At 43.1% G+C, this 15,748-nt stretch carries 16 protein-coding genes and 1 riboswitch; of the genes, 12 read left to right on the top strand and 4 right to left on the bottom strand.

Translation table 11 applies throughout. The features are described 5' to 3' along the window. Positions 1-46 precede the first annotated feature (46 nt). Complete coding sequence (locus KO533_RS02610; protein WP_105252826.1) at positions 47-1,516, bottom strand: M48 family metalloprotease; 1,470 nt, start codon at positions 1,514-1,516, stop codon at positions 47-49. A gap of 111 nt (positions 1,517-1,627) precedes the next feature. Between KO533_RS02610 and KO533_RS02605 the strand changes: the two genes are divergently transcribed. The 3 genes from KO533_RS02605 to KO533_RS02595 all read left to right on the top strand — a co-directional run bounded on the left by KO533_RS02605 (position 1,628) and on the right by KO533_RS02595 (position 4,030). After that, positions 1,628-1,861 (top strand): sulfurtransferase TusA family protein, encoded by a 234-nt coding sequence (locus KO533_RS02605; protein WP_219252765.1) that lies wholly within the window; start codon positions 1,628-1,630, stop codon positions 1,859-1,861. 225 nt (positions 1,862-2,086) lie between these two features. Continuing rightward, positions 2,087-3,169 carry an AI-2E family transporter gene (locus tag KO533_RS02600; RefSeq protein ID WP_028760308.1) on the top strand — a complete coding sequence of 361 codons (1,083 nt, stop codon included), beginning with the start codon at positions 2,087-2,089 and terminating at the stop codon, positions 3,167-3,169. A 510-nt stretch (positions 3,170-3,679) separates the two neighbouring features. Continuing rightward, complete coding sequence (locus tag KO533_RS02595) at positions 3,680-4,030, top strand: cytochrome c3 family protein (protein ID WP_105252823.1); 351 nt, start codon at positions 3,680-3,682, stop codon at positions 4,028-4,030. Between the two features lie 97 nt (positions 4,031-4,127). On the opposite strand, the gene KO533_RS02590 is transcribed toward KO533_RS02595, so the two are convergent. Then, positions 4,128-4,874, bottom strand: a complete 747-nt coding sequence (locus KO533_RS02590; RefSeq protein WP_105252822.1) for a cytochrome b/b6 domain-containing protein — start codon at positions 4,872-4,874, stop codon at positions 4,128-4,130. Positions 4,875-5,171: 297 nt separating this feature from the next. On the opposite strand from KO533_RS02590, the gene KO533_RS02585 reads away from it, so the two are divergent. After that, positions 5,172-5,807 carry a LuxR C-terminal-related transcriptional regulator gene (locus KO533_RS02585; RefSeq protein WP_028760305.1) on the top strand — a complete coding sequence of 212 codons (636 nt, stop codon included), beginning with the start codon at positions 5,172-5,174 and terminating at the stop codon, positions 5,805-5,807. Positions 5,808-5,925: 118 nt separating this feature from the next. On the opposite strand, the gene KO533_RS02580 is transcribed toward KO533_RS02585, so the two are convergent. Then, positions 5,926-7,692: a PDZ domain-containing protein gene (locus tag KO533_RS02580; RefSeq protein WP_219252763.1), complete on the bottom strand. Its 1,767-nt coding sequence runs from the start codon at positions 7,690-7,692 to the stop codon at positions 5,926-5,928. Positions 7,693-7,836: 144 nt separating this feature from the next. Here KO533_RS02580 and hinT point away from each other — a divergent pair, with 144 nt between their 5' ends. The 6 genes from hinT (at position 7,837) to tsgA (ending at position 11,997) form a co-directional block, all read left to right on the top strand. After that, the gene (gene hinT / locus KO533_RS02575; RefSeq protein ID WP_006081303.1) at positions 7,837-8,193 is read left to right on the top strand and encodes a purine nucleoside phosphoramidase; all 357 of its coding nucleotides are present in this window, start codon (positions 7,837-7,839) and stop codon (positions 8,191-8,193) included. Further along, positions 8,190-8,717, top strand: coding sequence for a PaaI family thioesterase (locus tag KO533_RS02570; RefSeq protein WP_028760303.1), 528 nt, complete (start codon positions 8,190-8,192; stop codon positions 8,715-8,717). Before hinT ends, KO533_RS02570 begins: the two co-directional genes overlap by 4 nt. Then, on the top strand, positions 8,704-9,201 hold the full coding sequence (locus tag KO533_RS02565; RefSeq protein ID WP_168823948.1) for a PaaI family thioesterase: 498 nt from the start codon (positions 8,704-8,706) through the stop codon (positions 9,199-9,201). Before KO533_RS02570 ends, KO533_RS02565 begins: the two co-directional genes overlap by 14 nt. A 169-nt stretch (positions 9,202-9,370) precedes the next feature. Then, entirely contained in the window at positions 9,371-9,766 is a 396-nt protein-coding gene (locus KO533_RS02560; protein ID WP_028760301.1) for a YcfL family protein, read from the top strand. A gap of 300 nt (positions 9,767-10,066) precedes the next feature. Continuing rightward, positions 10,067-10,771 carry a purine-nucleoside phosphorylase gene (gene deoD, locus KO533_RS02555; protein WP_219252761.1) on the top strand — a complete coding sequence of 235 codons (705 nt, stop codon included), beginning with the start codon at positions 10,067-10,069 and terminating at the stop codon, positions 10,769-10,771. 50 nt (positions 10,772-10,821) lie between these two features. Then, positions 10,822-11,997 (top strand): MFS transporter TsgA, encoded by a 1,176-nt coding sequence (gene tsgA, locus KO533_RS02550; RefSeq protein WP_219252759.1) that lies wholly within the window; start codon positions 10,822-10,824, stop codon positions 11,995-11,997. Between the two features lie 67 nt (positions 11,998-12,064). Here tsgA and KO533_RS02545 read toward each other — a convergent pair whose 3' ends face one another. Beyond that, positions 12,065-12,745 carry a Crp/Fnr family transcriptional regulator gene (locus KO533_RS02545; protein ID WP_012196926.1) on the bottom strand — a complete coding sequence of 227 codons (681 nt, stop codon included), beginning with the start codon at positions 12,743-12,745 and terminating at the stop codon, positions 12,065-12,067. Between the two features lie 197 nt (positions 12,746-12,942). After that, a riboswitch (TPP riboswitch) is annotated at positions 12,943-13,081 on the top strand. A gap of 54 nt (positions 13,082-13,135) precedes the next feature. On the opposite strand from KO533_RS02545, the gene KO533_RS02540 reads away from it, so the two are divergent. Together KO533_RS02540 and KO533_RS02535 are read left to right on the top strand one after the other, a co-directional pair. Then, positions 13,136-15,355, top strand: a complete 2,220-nt coding sequence (locus KO533_RS02540; RefSeq protein ID WP_219252750.1) for a TonB-dependent receptor — start codon at positions 13,136-13,138, stop codon at positions 15,353-15,355. A 97-nt stretch (positions 15,356-15,452) separates the two neighbouring features. After that, positions 15,453-15,713 carry a hypothetical protein gene (locus KO533_RS02535; protein ID WP_028760297.1) on the top strand — a complete coding sequence of 87 codons (261 nt, stop codon included), beginning with the start codon at positions 15,453-15,455 and terminating at the stop codon, positions 15,711-15,713. The last annotated feature ends 35 nt before the right edge of the window (positions 15,714-15,748 follow it).

The following is a 15,748-nucleotide window of genomic DNA, read 5'->3' as shown; positions in this document are numbered from 1 at the left end:
GCGCATAAATGGGTTATTGTCTTTAATCTATTTGTAAACCAACTTATTACTTAAGCGCATCCATTTCTTTATCAGCCATTTTAAACTGGCGAATACGTGCTTCAATACGTGCAAGCTGTAATGGATTATTTTCGGATGCACGGTAGGCAAAGTTAAGTTGATCGATTGCGCCCTTATAGTTAGCACCTAAGGCCATCAGCTCTGCGGTGGAAAAATATTCCAATGCTTGATTGCCGGTTTTTTTATACACCATAGTCAACAATTGATAGGGCAGTTCATTTTGTTTATCGAGGAAAATCATATCTTCCAGCAAAGGGATTGCTTTGGTGGCTTGATCGGCTTCGATATATATATTGGCTAAGTTGGCATTGATCACTTGAGACGTTGGTTTCATTTTACGCTGGGCTTCGAGCATAGTAATCGCTTTTGCATAGTCCTTACGTTCGATCAGTAAATCAGATTTAGTGTCTATATAAAACAGGTTGTTATCATCGATTTTTAACAGCTCATCGACGATTTTTTCTGATTCATTAAACTTCTTCAATCTATATAAAGCCAGCGCTTTGCCATAAAGTGCCGCCTCTTTGAAGCTATAGGTCTGTTTGTTGAGTTGCCGATCAAACATGCTTAATACTGCTTCGTCGCTATAGCTGGAAAAACGGACTTGAATACGAGCTTTTGCTAGCTGAAAATTAAGATTATCAGGGATATAACGTTTAGGGTATTGCTCGGCACGGTTACGGGCTTCAGTGATCCGCGATTCAGGTAATGGGTGAGTTAATAACATTTGTGGTGGTGTTGTGGTAAAGCGATAACGACTGGCTAATTTACCAAAGAAATCCGCCGCAGCATTGGGATTAAAGCCTGCATCCACTAGAATTTGCATTCCGATGCGATCGGCTTCCTTTTCATGCAAACGGGTGTAGTTGATTTTCGATTGTGTCGCCATGGCTTGGGTTGTCGCAAGCGCCGCCATACCTGCTTGTGGTACTGCAATAGTTAACAAAATGGCGCCAAGTAAACCGGCAATTGTTGCAGGATTACTTTTTTGCTGTGCTTCAAGGGATCGGGCAAGGTGACGTTGAGTAACGTGAGTCACTTCGTGGCCTAATACTGAAGCCAGTTCGCTTTCATTGTCGGCATTGAGAAATAAGCCTGTGTGCACGGCAACATGGCCGCCAAAGAAGGCGAAGGCGTTGATTTCATCATTTTGTAATAGGAAAAAATAAAACGGCGTTTTTACGCCTGTGGCATGGGCGACCAGTTTATTGCCAAGCTCGGTAAGATATTGACTCAACACGGGGTCATTTAGCATAGGTGCCGATGAGCGAATGATGCGCATATAAGCATCACCGTAAACCATTTCTTTTTCAAGGCTGAAGGTGTTAACTGCGGCCGTACCTAAATCCGGTAAGTCATTGTTGGCAAAGCTTTTGGCGGCGAAGGTTAGCAGCATCAAGGAGAGTGCGCCTGCAACAAAAGGTTTTAATCGAGTCAAAAAAGTCAAGTTACGCAAGCGGATCCTTTTATTTCTAATTATCTCAACTAAAGGCAGATACTGCACTTAGCTTGTAGTTTGAGGTGCAACTTAGGATAATGGCCCAAGTTCGTCTATAGCAAGTTCATTATGATTTTTATTGATTTAACGCTCTTTCGTTGTCCAGTACCCTTAGTGAAAGTGAAGCTTGCATTGAAGCTAATGCGAGATGGTGAGCAGTTGCATATCTTACTCTCAGACTCTGGTTCGCGGCGAGATGTTCCCCAATATTTAAAAAAACAAGGGCATGTCGTGCAAGAGTTGCGTAATGATGCAAGTCTGTTAGCCTTGATGGTCACCAAAGTTGATCTATCTCAGGGATAAATTGAGGATTTTTATGTTTAAATCCTCTTAGACTAGCATCAAGCGCCTAATTTTGAGCCAGAGTGCCGCTCAGGCTAAGTTGTTTACTCCTATCAGTTTATTTTTTGATTTAGCTGACGTGTAGGAGCGAAAGTCTAACTGAGTAAAGTCTCGAATAACATCATGATAAATAAACTTTCCTGAGCGTTTGGGAAGCCTCGCCAACCATCACTATTGGAATGATCCATGTTTACTGTTTTTTCTCGTTGGTACCAAGAGCGCTTTAGTGATCCACAAGCTGTGACCTTAATGGCTATTCTTGTCGGGCTCGCGCTAGTGATTTATTTTGCGGCAGGTTTACTTGCTCCGCTGTTGGTCGCTCTTGTGTTGGCATTTCTATTGGAATGGCCTGTGGCGCAAATGCTTAAATTGGGGATTAATCGCACCGCTGGTGCGTCCTTGGTTATTGTGTTGTTTTTGGGAATCGTGGTTTTACTGACATTTGGCTTAATTCCGAGTGTGTGGCGTCAAGGTGTTAGCTTAATTGCCGACTTGCCTAGCATGATAGATAAAGGCCTGCTGACAATACAAACGCTGATCAATCAATATCCACGATTTATCAATCCAGAGCAGTTAGATCTGATGGTTGGTGAGCTTAAAAAACTGCTCGATACTCAACATGTGTTGGATATTGCTAAGCAATTAATCGGTTATTCAGCTTCTTTACTCGTCTTGATGGTGTACGCGATTTTAGTCCCCTTACTGGTGTTTTTCTTTTTAAAAGATAAAGACCAACTGATTAGCGGCAGTAAGCGATTTTTTCCCGTAAATCGCCAGTTAGCCCGTAAAGTTTGGTTTGAAATGCACCAACAGATTTTTAATTACATTCGTGGCAAAGTGATCGAAATCGTGGTTGTTGGTGTCGCAACTTATATTTTGTTTGCCTTGATGGGACTGCGATATTCGGCGTTGCTTGGTGTGTTAACGGGGTTATCGGTATTGATCCCTTATGTCGGTGCAACCTTAGTTACATTACCTATCGCCCTAGTGGCATTTTTTCAGTGGGGTTTTAGTTCTGAATTTGGCTATTTAATGTTGGGTTACGGTATTATTCAGGCGCTCGACGGTAATTTACTCGTGCCTATTTTATTCTCCGATGCTGTGGATTTACATCCGGTGATCATCATAGCGGCCGTTTTAGTCTTTGGCGGTTTATGGGGTGTATGGGGAGTATTCTTTGCCATTCCATTGGCATCGTTGGTCAAAGCCGTGATTAACGCTTGGCCTAAAACAGAGCTTGAGGCTGACAATAAACTTGATGCGAGTTGATGCTTACCTGTCTAACCGCCATTTGTATTATTGGTTATAGTGGGCGAGTTAACCGTTATCGCTAATTCCTCTTGGCATTTGAATTAAGTGCCAGAGGCGTTTGGGTTGAATGTTGTGCCTTCACAATTTAAAGCATCCTCGTCTAGTACTCTGTACCCATTCACTTATTGTCATTCCTTTTTATTATCACTTTGTCTTAAGTATCACCATGAATCGAGCTTTTAGTTTTAGATTAAGGGGGATTTATTCTGTCGCTTGCCAGTTTAGGGATTTACATTATGTAGCCTCTAGGTTAGGTAGATGTAAAACTCTTATATAAGCATGTGGTTACATGATGCAGCGCACATTTTACCCTTGAGTATGTTGATAAAGTTGTGTCGCTTAGTTTGGGTTTGCTTATTCGTTCATCCTTAGCTAAGTTATATCGAGTCGTGCTATTTATTTTGGTTGAGAGATGGAAGTCACCCTGACAAGAATTTCCACTGACAATCGCCATTGGAGGATACTATTGTGAGCAAAAAACTATTAAGTGCGCTTTTCGGGGCAAGTCTTGCAGCGTTAGCGCTGTCGCCAACCGCATTTGCTGCAGATCAAAAATTGTCTGATTTCCATGCTGAGTCGGGTGGATGCGAAAGCTGTCATAAAGATGGTACACCTTCTGCGGATGGTGCTTTTGAATTTGCACAGTGCCAAAGTTGTCATGGTACCTATGCTGAAATGGACGCTGTGCATAAGCCACATGACGGTAATTTAGTCTGTGCAGATTGTCATGCGGTACATGATATGAATGTCGGTCAAAAACCTACCTGTGAAAGTTGCCATGATGATGGTCGTACCCCAGCAACTGTTCTGAAAAAATAATCTCAAAAATACGTTTAGAAAAGTTGGTATATACCTTCATGTCTAAATAAATAACGCCAGCAAATGCTGGCGTTATTTTTATCCGTTTACTAACCGATTACTCGTCTTTTGGCTGACCTTGGATGATCTTCTTGCCGGAGAACATGGCTGAAATAATCCCTGGTTGACGTTTTACTTCAGTATAAATCACCGCGAATACATGTAATAACATCAGCAGTAACAACACATAAACCGCATAGACGTGCACTTGACCTGCCAATCCTTTCATTGGTTTAAGTGCATCCGCTTTTTCTGCATTCACACCCGTTGCATCATAGGGTTTTAAGCTTGTTGGTTCGACATTGGTATCAGCAAGATAACTTTGTACAGCACTACCTAGCGGCGGATAATAAATATCTGTACCTGCACGCAAAAGTCCAGTGATCATTATGGTCACTAATAGCAACATGATGGCCAGCACGGCAAATTTACCTTTAGGGTTATGACCTAAATACTGCGGATTTTTCCCCGCGGCTAATTCAGTCTTATAAGCTATTAATTCGCTTTTGCTATTAGCATTGGGAAACATGTGGCTGAAACGCGCATATTTGTTACCGATAAAACCCCACACAAGGCGGACGATGAGGTTTATTGCAAACGCATATCCTATGCACACGTGTAAAGTTTTCAAGCCAATTTTACCTGTTAACTCAGATATGCCTAGCTCAGTGCGATACATCATGATGCCACCGACTAAGATGAGTGCGAGCACAAGAATGACATTAATCCAATGAAATAATCGCGTCGGTTTGTCCCACACAGGATAGGATTTTATTTCAAAAGCGGTGGGGTTACTGCTGGACATGGAATTTCCTTATTTTTTGTGTTGGTATGATCTTACGCTTTTATCCTAAAATTTCAGTAACTTTTTTCAGTTTCAATTAAGACTTCTGATTGATAGTGTAGTCAACGAAAGTGTTAGAAGTTTTTGATTTGCGTACGGTAAATATTTTTTACGTAAGTCTTTTTAATCTGTTTTATCTAATGCTAATATCGTGACCACGGTAGACTTGGAAGTCTATTGAACGGATGTTGAAGTCGTATTTGGAGGATCTTAGATCCTTAAAGTGAATAATCGTTAACCAGACAGGGAGTGAGCAGGATGTTCAAAATATTACATTGGATTGTAGTGTCACGATCGCAAGTATTGATGGAATTGCTCGCAGGACGTTGGCCGCAGGAGTTTCTCGTTAAGTTGACCCAAGTCAGCCCTGATGAGATGTGTGAGAAAATCAAAGATAATAATGCCTCCATGGTCGTGATCGATTTAGCGACTGTTGATCTTCAAAAAGCCCATCAATTTCAGCGTTTACTTGCCCGTGAGCAACCGAGTGTGCGGGTTGTCTATTTGCAGTTCCCTAAACAAGTGGATGCACGTTTTTTAATGCAAGCTGCCACAACTGCAGGGGTGTTTTATCTCGATGCAGGTTTAACTGAGATAAGCCTCGGACTCTCGAATATTTTACGAGGTCATAGGGTCATCCCAATACAGCTCATTAATGGGGTAAATGATGATTTTGGATTGTTCGAAGATACTGAACCGTTAACTATCCGTGAGCGTGAAGTATTACAAGCATTGTTGACGGGAAGTACTAATTTAGATATCGCCAATCAGTTGTTTGTCAGTGAAAGCACGATAAAAACCCATTTGTACCGAGTATTCCGTAAAATTGGAGTGTCTAGCCGTGGTCAAGCGATTGCGTGGGCACAAACCTATTTGCACGATGTGGTGGTTTAAGTCGATATCAGTATTGATATACAAACGGATATACATTTAAGTTAAGTCTTATCTCAGATAAAAGGGGCTAAAGCCCCTTTTATTATTTCTCAAAAGTTGTTCTTAAGCCGAAAGCCTATTAATGTCCAAGCCAAGCCGCTATTTTGCTTTTGTCACGAATAGATAGGGCGACAGTATCCTTAGGCGCGGCAGCAACAGTTAACTCACCGGTCATCAATTCATCCCGTCTAAACCAATGTAAATTCAACGATTCACCCAGCGGATACTGCTGTAGCTGCGCCTCAAATTGTCCTGAGACTTGTAGGTTATCCGCGGCAATTAACACATCACCTGCACTTAACCCTGCAAGGTGTGCAGGGCTGCCTTGGGTGACCGTCACGATTTTTAATCCTATAGGTGCTGCTTGGGTTTTCGCGCCGAATGCAATCTCATAACCTTTCGCTTGTCCGCCGCCCACATCTTGCGCACCTTGACTGGATCGAAGACTCAAGTTGACCCCAAATTCGGCGAGTAAAGCCGCTAACGGAATATCGTCCGTACTATCTAAGTAGGCAAACAGATCTTGGCAATCACGACCAAGGAGTCGTTCCACGATGGCTTGATGGCAAGTATCTGTGGTGCCTTTATCTTGCAGAGCATATTCCTGCCATAAAATCTGCATAACATGGTCTAGATTGTATTTGCCCTGGGTTTCGCTGCGCAGGGTTAAATCTAAGTACAGCGCAAATAGAGCCCCTTTAGTGTAATAACTGATGATGGCATTTTGTGCGTTTTCATCCTGCTTGTAGAACTTAGTCCAAGCATTAAAGCTTGAGTCTTTAACACTTTGTTTAAAGCGTCCCTGGCTGCGATAGACACGGGTGAAGGTCTCACTCAGCATATCTAAATAGCTTTGTTCATCTACCAGACCTGCACGATAGGTAAGAAAGTCATCGTAATAGGAGGTGATGCCTTCATAGGCCCATAATTGTGGCGTATAGGTTTCTGCATCAAGTTTATAGGGTAAAAAGCATTCAGGCTTAATGCGCTTAACGTTCCAGCTGTGGAAATACTCGTGGCTGCACAGGGATAAATAAGTGCGATAGTCGTTATTGATTGGCGCATCGAGCGACAGTGGTAAGTCTTTGCGTGAACACATTAATGCAGTAGAAGCTCTGTGCTCTAAACCGCCAAAGCCATTGTCTAATACTGTGGTCATAAACAAATAACGTTTAAACGGTGCAGGCGTACCAAAGAAGTTAATCTGATACTCACAAATGCTCTTTAAATCTTGGCAGAGTCTTGGCATACAAGCACGGTGGCGACCATTGAGTACGATATCATGCCGCACGCCACAGGCATCAAAACTCCCTAAGGTGAATAAGCCCATTTCCACCGGATGATCGATGAGCTCGTCATAGTTTTTAGCTGAAAATTGGCCGAAGGCAAAATCGTCACCACTGGTGCGGGTCATGCTGGTAGCAAGGCGCCAGTCACTTAATGTTGGCTCTGTGGGTGGCTCTATAGAGACGGTATGTAAAGTGTCTTCGAAACCATGGGCGGATAAAAACACGCTACTGCCATTAAAGAAGCCGTGGGTCGTGTCCAAATGCGCGGTGCGCACCGACAGATCCCAAGCATATACTTGATAAGTCAGAATAATTTCGCTGCTATTATGGTCAATCGACCAAGTTTGCTTATCTAGTTGGGTGAGCTTAAGCGTTTGGCCTTGTGCATCTTGTGCCTTGAGTTCAATGATATTTTTGGCAAAGTCGCGCACCATATAACTGCCGGGCAGCCAAGCGGGTAGGCTAAAGACCTGCACTGGCTTGGGTTGTGATAATGTCATAGTGACAGCGAATAAATGGGCTTTCGGATCGACGGGGATTATCTGGAAATGGATCATATTTATCCTACAAAACCTGAGTGTTTTAATGGTGGCCATGCTGCCAAAAATGCCTGCAACTGGCAAATGAAAAGCAAAATATCTGCAGACACAAAGTATTGAATTGCTAGTATACTATGCCAACTAACCCAAGGAGGACGCCCCATGGCCGAAGAAACGATTTTCAGCAAAATTATTCGTCGCGAAATTCCCGCGGATATTCTGTATCAAGATGAACTTGTGACTGCCTTTAGAGACATTTCCCCTAAGGCGCCAACCCATATTTTGATTGTGCCGAATCATTTGATCCCTACGGCGAACGACATGAAAGCCTCTGATGAGCCGGTGCTTGGCCGTATGATGACGGTTGCAGCTAAATTGGCGGCGGAAGCGGGTATCGCTAAAGATGGCTACCGACTGATCATGAACTGCAATCAACACGGTGGACAAGAAGTCTATCACATTCATTTCCACCTTGTGGGCGGGGAGCCTCTGGGGCCCATGTTGAGCCAAGGCAAATGAAGGTCAATTCGGATTTTTTCCCGCTGACCCAAATGGCGCAGCGGTTTGTGGATCAACTCGCTCAGTGTCGTCGCCTCGGTTTAACGGTACTGGAGGCGAGTGAGCACCATGTGTTGATTGAGTTGCCCTACAGCACTGAATTAATTGGGTATCCCGATACCGGTGTTATCCATGGTGGGGTGATCACTACCTTAATGGATACCGCGTGTGGCAGTGCAGTCGTGAGCGCTATTTTCCATAAATTCAAACTATTAGAAATCTCACCTACGCTCGATTTGCGGGTGGACTACATGAAGCCCGCTCAGCCCCATAAGCCTGTATTTGGATTTGCGGAATGCTATAAGTTGTCTTCTAATATTGCCTTTACCCGTGCAATTGCTTACCAAGACAGTATCGACGATCCCATCGCCCATGCCGTCGGCTCTTTTATGCGGATAAGCCCTGAAATGGTCGGTGATGCCTTTAGGCAAGCGTTAATGGGTGAAGCCGTGCCTGCGATAGGAGAGAGTGATGAGCGCAAATAATTCGATACTAGATGCAGCCAGTACAACTCAAAACGCACAGGTTAAAGCGCCTATTGATGTGCAAGGCATAGTTAAACGCGCCACTGAACTTAATGATTTTGGCCATTTACTTGAGCACGTTCCCTATGCCAAATTTATTGGCATGAAGGTGGAGCGTTTTGGTGATGAACTGATTTTTAAATTGCCCGCTAAAGACGACAATATCGGTAATCCTGTGTTGCCCGCCATTCATGGTGGCGTGATTGCGGGCTTTATGGAAATGTCGGCGATAGTGCAGTTAATGGTATTTATGCAAACGGCAAAGGTGCCTAAAGTCGTTGATTTTTCAATCGACTATTTACGTGCAGGCCTGCACAAGGATAGTTTTGCTGAGTGTCGTATTACCCGTCAGGGTCGACGAGTCGCCAACGTGAATATTGATTGTTGGCAAACCAATCGTAAGCAGCTTATTGCTACTGCACGGGCACATTTTTTGATTGATTAATCTGATTAAGTTTAGATTGATGAAGCATGACTGATTCACTATTTTAGATTGAGAATGCTTTATTTAGCCTATGTTATTAAGCATGAGTTCAGCACTGTTCGATTAGTTTGTCGTTTAATGGGAAATGATGCGCTAGCTGCGTATTTTGTGGCGTGACTAGGAGAAATATATGAAACAAGTTTATACAGGGTTATTACTGGCCGCAGCGCTTACCTTAGGTGCTTGTGCCTCACATACCGCAGGGATTTCAGTGAGTTCACTGGGTGAAACCCGCGTCGATAATTCCAGCTTTGCTCGAGATATTGCGGTACAGAGTGTGGATGCACGCCGAGTCGGTGATTTAGTGCAGGGCTCAGCGTTGATTGTTAGTAAATCCTCGTCCGATATGCGTGTGCAATATAAATTCACTTGGTACGATGCCAGCGGCTTTACTATCGAAGATGAAGCGACCAGCTGGAAATCGGTGAAATTACACGGCAAACAGCAATTGCAAGTCGGCGCCGTAGCACCTAATGCCCAAGTGGTTAAATTTGATGTATACGTGCGTGAAACCTTTTCAAACTAAGCTTGAGTTTGCTTCTGTTTAGTTTATTCCGTGTTTAATTGATTTTTTGATATTAAACCCGTTCTAAAAAGGCTTACTTCTTTTAAGGAGTAAGCCTTTTTATTCGTTTTACATCAACGTTCAATGACCTTAAGGTCACTCAAATGTTATTAGCTTTCGTCTTTTTGACATTGAAAGTTGCGATAAATTACCCATTTTTAAGCAAAAAGGTTTACGGCAAGATGAAATCCGGACTTTAGTCCTAAATACATTCAGTGATTGAGCACTACTATCAGCATATTACCACATGAGGATAGAAAGATGACTGCTCATATTAATGCTCAACCTACTGATTTTGCTGAAACTGTTATTATGCCGGGTGATCCACTACGTGCTAAATATATCGCTGAAACCTATCTCACCGATGCCGTAGAAGTCACGAATGTTCGCAATATGCTTGGTTACACGGGCTTTTACCAAGGACAGCGCATTTCCGTTATGGGTCATGGTATGGGTATTTCATCTATGGTGCTCTATGGCCATGAGCTGATTAATTATTTTGGCGTGAAACGCATTATTCGTATTGGCAGTTTAGGTGCAACACAAAAACATGTACAAATGCGAGATGTCATTTTAGCCCAAGCCGCAGGCACGGATTCACCTACTAACACTAAGCGTAGTAGTGGCTACCAAATGGCAACTTCTGCGACCTTTTCTTTATTGCATAAAGCCTATACAACAGCGAATGAGAAAGGCATTAGTGTAAAAGTTGGCAATATCTTTAGTGGTGATCTTTATTACGATCCCGATGAAGATATGATCCCCGCACTTGAACGTTTTGGGGTATTAGGTATTGATATGGAAGTGGCGGGGCTTTATGGATTGTCACACCAACAAGGTATCGAATCATTAGCCATTTTAACGGTATCGGATCATTGTTTAACCGGTGAAGAAACTACGGCCGAAGAACGCCAACTCTCTTTTAATAATATGATCGAGCTCGCGTTAGAAACCGCCCTCAATTAGGTTTAAAGCCATCCTTTGAACCCTTAGCATTTCACTTATGGAATGACATAATGAATAATAAAATTACTTTAACAGCCATCAGTTTTCTCGCCAATTTTATTATGGCGGGCTTTGCGACCCAATTTGGGATGTTGATTGAACCCATAGCTGAGAAATTTGCTGCTAATGTTAACGAAGTTGCATCAATTTTTTCATTGCTTAATGGCGGTGCACTCGCGGGAACGATTGCAGCATTTTTCTTTATTGAAAAAATGGGTATCAAAAGAATGACCTTGATAAGTTACAGTCTGGTTGCTCTTTCTGCTCTGGCTTTACATCTAACCAGTTCCCTACAAGTTGTTATGGTAGCAATGACCTTAATTGGTTTTTGTGGCGGTATCGGTCTATGTATTGCTGGTACGATTGTGGTGTCTGTGTGGCAAGAGAAATTACAAAGCACAATGTTAGTGGTGCAAGATGCAACGTTTAATATTGCAGGCGTTATTTTTCCATTGATAACGACTTATGCATTAACAAATTCATTATCATGGAGTTATAGCTATTTAGCCGTAGGTTTAGTGGCGTTCGGTACAGTCATTATTACCTTGTTCACTCATTTCTCTATTTGCGAGCAATCGTCTACAACACAAGAGAAACAACAGTCTGAATGGAATCTCGGTATTATTAGTGGAGGTATTGGTTTATTTTTAGGAATGCTGGCTTTATATACTTTTTTAACTTGGGCACCTTTATTTGTAAAACAAAAATTTGATATTCCGTTTGAAGATGCCGGTAATATTATTACCCAGTATTGGTCCGCTGCGCTAATTGGTGCATTAATTTCGACTGTGATTGTGACTCGTGTAAAAATTCACCATTTCTTAGTCGGTATTATTGCTTTAGCTATGGTGATCACCGCTGCCATTGTCAGTACCAATAATCTTAATTGGATAGCTTATTTAACCTATGGTTACGGTTTTGTGTGTGCTGCTCTTTATAATGCATTTATTGCTTATGGCGTGTCTTTTGTAAAAAAAGCCAGTAGCAAAAATGTGTCATATATTCTTATTAGTGGAAGTGCAGGGGCGATGTTTAGCCCAGCCATCAGTTCTTTCTTTGAACGTATTATCGGATTACAAACAGTGATGTATGTGATACCTCTGCTTTACGCAGCGATATTTATGCTATTGATCGTTTCAAGTCGGATGAAATCGGCTATGGAACAACACTCGCCATCGGTAAGTTAATTTACCTGTGCATCCATCCCACACTCGGTTGTTAAATTAAGTCGAGTGTGGGTTATGTTGAAAGCGGTTATATACCTGCTTCAACAAATTTCTTGAGTGCGTTGAGATCACAAATCCGAATGCCATCTTTTTTCCGCTCAATTAAGCCTCGTTCCTCAAGATTTTGTAGCGCCCGACGGTAGACTCGGTCGGTAGTGCCAAATCGTTCTGCCTCTAAATAACGTTTACTAAAGCCATCTACGGGCAAGTCATTTAAGTATTCATGGTAAATATCAAATGCCACGTTATAACTGATGGGATAGAGCAGTCGCCGAGTAAAAATATCCACTGTGTCTTGGTAGTCAATCGCAATTGCACTAGCGAAAAATAGCGCGAGTTGAGGGTGTTGACCGAGGCAATGTTGCAGTTTTTCAGCGCTAATCAACATGATTTCTAAGGGTTCACTGGCAATAATGTCTAGTTGACAATGGTACTGGGTGAAGAACTCCATTTCGCCAAACAGCTGTGAATCACAATCAATAGTACCTAATTGAAAACACCGACCATTTCTCGCGGTATGGCCGAGTGATACGCGACCTTGCTTCACCAATACAAGTGATGCCATCGCTTCCCCCTGCGTCATGAGGTGAGCGCCTTTTTTGAGCATTTTTATTTCGCTGATACAGCTAAGTACAACCGCTTCAATAAGTGGATAGTCTTGCTCCCATCGCTGGCTATAACGTCCTTTCGATAAAGGTTTTAGCTGCATCGACTATGATCCTCTTACTGTGTTCGAAATTGCGACCTTCTATAGCATTATCATGATAGGCGGTCAAATGGACGAAAGGATTTAGGCGGCTACTAAAGATATTTTCATCATACGAACTGAAGGGCAGTGGTTTTCGCGACATTTAATTGAATCGCAGAGATAAGAGTGCCCACTTTTTATTTCCGTCATGTATACTAGGCGCCGCCAAGGGGTGTTTGTTGTGCATTAATGTTACTCTGATTTTAACGTTAACGGCTGCAAACTGAGATGTCATCTGACGAACCCTTAGAACCTGATCCGGCTAATACCGGCGTAGGAATGGGCCAATTAACAGCACACTTCTGAATCGCTTATTCGTTGCCGGATCTCAAACATTATATTTGAGGTCCTATGTCAAACCGTAAAACGTCAAACCATCAATCCCCATTTTCAACCGTATCGCCAAGCTTATTTTTAGCCCGAGCGCCGCTGGCATTAGCCATCGCCGCAGCGCTGAGCACCCCTGTTTTTGCACAAACCGACGCTATCGATAAACCTGATCCCAGCCCTGAGATGGAAGTCATGGTGGTGACGGCGGATTTTCGCAGTTCAAGTTTAGAAAAAATGCCTTCAAGCATTACCGTTATCGACAGTCAAAAAATTCAAGATGAAAGTGCGCAACACTTTGAAGATCTGCTTAATTCTATCGCCAATTTTAACTGGTCAGGTGGAAGCTCGCGGCCGAAATATTTTCAAATTCGCGGTGTAGGGGAGCAGGAACAATACCAAGGTGCACCTAATTCTTCCGTGGGCTACATCATAGATGATATCGATTTATCCGGTATTGGTATGGTGTCGAGTATGTACGATTTACAGCAGGTCGAAGTGCTTCGTGGACCGCAGGGGACGCGTTACGGCGCGAATGCCTTAGCGGGATTGATTTATCTGAAAAGTAACGATCCCACCGATGTGTTTGAACATGGCGGCGAAGTGTCGTTAGGCGATGATGATTTACGCACTTTTAGCGGTTTCAGTTCTGGCCCATTAACGGATTCTGGCAAGCTGCTTTATCGTGTGTCAATGCAGCAACATCAGCAAAATGGTTACCACGATAACCTGTATTTAGGCCGTGATGATACCAATGGTCGCGATGAATTCAGCGGCCGCGCTAAGCTGCGCTGGTATGCGACAGATGATTTGCAGTTTGATTTAACTGTGCTGCATGCCGATTTTGATAATGGCTATGATGTGTGGAGTTTAACTAATTCACCAACCCAGACAACATCGGATCAACCGGGTGTTGATAGTCAGCGCACCACAGGCGCGGGTTTTAAAGCGACCTATTCTGGCGCAGAAAACTTCGAATTAACTTCGTTAACCTCTTTTGCGAATACCGATCACCATTACAGTTACGATGGCGATTGGGCTAACTCAGAATATTGGGCCTCTAAGCAATGCAATGATGACAATGGCAATCTGGCGCCGTGTCAATACGATTATTTTTGGGATAAAACGGGTCAGCGTAAAACCGCGTCGCAAGAGTTTCGCCTAAGTTCTACCGAGCAGGGCCGTATTTTTGCAGAGAGTACTGATTGGTTGCTTGGTGTGTATGCCATGAATCTGAAAGAAGATAACCAATTGTATTCTGAGTACAATACTTCGCTAGATGAAGTCTTAGACTCAGAGTATGAGGCGACAAACTATGCACTGTTTGGCCAGCTTGATACGGATTTGGGCTCAAATTATGCTTTATCTGTGGGGCTACGTTTAGAGCGCCGCAACAGCCATTACTCTGATACGAATAACGATAATTTCGACCCGAGCGAAACCATGTGGGGTGGTCATATTGCTGTGAGTAAAGTGCTGAACGACTCACACAATGCTTATGTCCGAGTCGCACGCGGCTACAAGGCGGGCGGTTTCAACATGACTTTGCCCGTCGAATTGAACGATAAAAAAGAGTTTAGTACTGAGACGCTCTATAACTATGAAATCGGCCTTAAATCCCATTGGTTAGCGGGACTTATCGATACTAATTTGGCGCTGTTCTATATGGACAGACAAGATCAACAGGTGGCTGCATCACAGCAAGATCCCGATAAACCACAGCGTTTTATCTTGTTCACTGAAAATGCAGGCAGTTCGAATAACTATGGCGCTGAGTTAGATGCAACCTGGTATGCCACGGATAATCTGCAAGTTTACTCAAGCTTAGGTTGGTTAGAAACGGCCTACGGTGACTACCAGTATCAGGACAAATATGGCACTGAGGTGGATTTAACTGGCCGCGATCTAGCCCATTCTCCACATGTTACCTACAGCCTTGGCGGGACTTATCGTGCTAATTCGGGTTGGTTTGCTAACCTGAATCTTAGCGGTAAGAGTGAATTCTATTATTCAGACAGCAATGAATCCCGCTCTGAACCCTACACTATCGTCAATGCCCGCGTGGGTTATGAGGCGAGCGCCTGGTCGGCATATTTATGGGGACGCAATCTGTTTAATGAAGAATACGGTGTGCGTGGCTTCTATTTTGGCAATGAGCCAGATAACGGTTGGGCGGAAAAGCAATATATTCGTTACGGCGATCCGCGTCAGATTGGCGTAACCTTTAACGTTAAGTTTATGTAATAGCTCATTTTAAAGTGAGCATAATCATTTAAGTGTTTACTGAACTGTAGCCCAGTATTTGGGCTACAGCCTTACTTCAGAATATCAAGGAATTAAAATGAAACTGACCGCAGAAATTAGCATGTATCCCTTTAATGAAAATTACCTCGATCCTATCAAGTGGTTTATTGGCCGCGTGGATAGTTATCCCAATATCGAGCGCGTGACTAATGCGATGGCAACTCAAGTGTGCGGCGATTATTTAGATGTGATGACTATGCTAGCGACCGAGATGCAAGCGGCCCATGAGAAATGGGGCAAGGCAGTATTTGTGTGTAAGTTTATCGGTGGTGAGCTGAATTTAGCCCACAGCGAATAATGATTGACCGCCATGTAAGCGACAAATAGGCAATG

Origin of the sequence: Shewanella sp. NKUCC05_KAH (genome assembly GCF_019345585.1) — a bacterium.
Classification (GTDB): domain Bacteria; phylum Pseudomonadota; class Gammaproteobacteria; order Enterobacterales; family Shewanellaceae; genus Shewanella; species Shewanella oncorhynchi.
Note: the sequence above shows the minus strand (reverse complement) of the source record. Positions and strands in the feature narration are given on the sequence as shown.

Excerpts from the sequence above, each read along its gene's own strand:
- KO533_RS02605 (WP_219252765.1), top strand. The coding sequence starts at position 1,628 with ATGATTTTTATTGATTTAACGCTCTTTCGTTGTCCAGTACCCTTAGTG.
- KO533_RS02600 (WP_028760308.1), top strand. The coding sequence starts at position 2,087 with ATGTTTACTGTTTTTTCTCGTTGGTACCAAGAGCGCTTTAGTGATCCA.
- KO533_RS02590 (WP_105252822.1), bottom strand. The coding sequence starts at position 4,874 with ATGTCCAGCAGTAACCCCACCGCTTTTGAAATAAAATCCTATCCTGTG.
- KO533_RS02585 (WP_028760305.1), top strand. The coding sequence starts at position 5,172 with ATGTTCAAAATATTACATTGGATTGTAGTGTCACGATCGCAAGTATTG.
- KO533_RS02580 (WP_219252763.1), bottom strand. The coding sequence starts at position 7,692 with ATGATCCATTTCCAGATAATCCCCGTCGATCCGAAAGCCCATTTATTC.
- hinT (WP_006081303.1), top strand. The coding sequence starts at position 7,837 with ATGGCCGAAGAAACGATTTTCAGCAAAATTATTCGTCGCGAAATTCCC.
- KO533_RS02570 (WP_028760303.1), top strand. The coding sequence starts at position 8,190 with ATGAAGGTCAATTCGGATTTTTTCCCGCTGACCCAAATGGCGCAGCGG.
- KO533_RS02565 (WP_168823948.1), top strand. The coding sequence starts at position 8,704 with ATGAGCGCAAATAATTCGATACTAGATGCAGCCAGTACAACTCAAAAC.
- KO533_RS02560 (WP_028760301.1), top strand. The coding sequence starts at position 9,371 with ATGAAACAAGTTTATACAGGGTTATTACTGGCCGCAGCGCTTACCTTA.
- deoD (WP_219252761.1), top strand. The coding sequence starts at position 10,067 with ATGACTGCTCATATTAATGCTCAACCTACTGATTTTGCTGAAACTGTT.
- tsgA (WP_219252759.1), top strand. The coding sequence starts at position 10,822 with ATGAATAATAAAATTACTTTAACAGCCATCAGTTTTCTCGCCAATTTT.
- KO533_RS02545 (WP_012196926.1), bottom strand. The coding sequence starts at position 12,745 with ATGCAGCTAAAACCTTTATCGAAAGGACGTTATAGCCAGCGATGGGAG.
- KO533_RS02540 (WP_219252750.1), top strand. The coding sequence starts at position 13,136 with ATGTCAAACCGTAAAACGTCAAACCATCAATCCCCATTTTCAACCGTA.
- KO533_RS02535 (WP_028760297.1), top strand. The coding sequence starts at position 15,453 with ATGAAACTGACCGCAGAAATTAGCATGTATCCCTTTAATGAAAATTAC.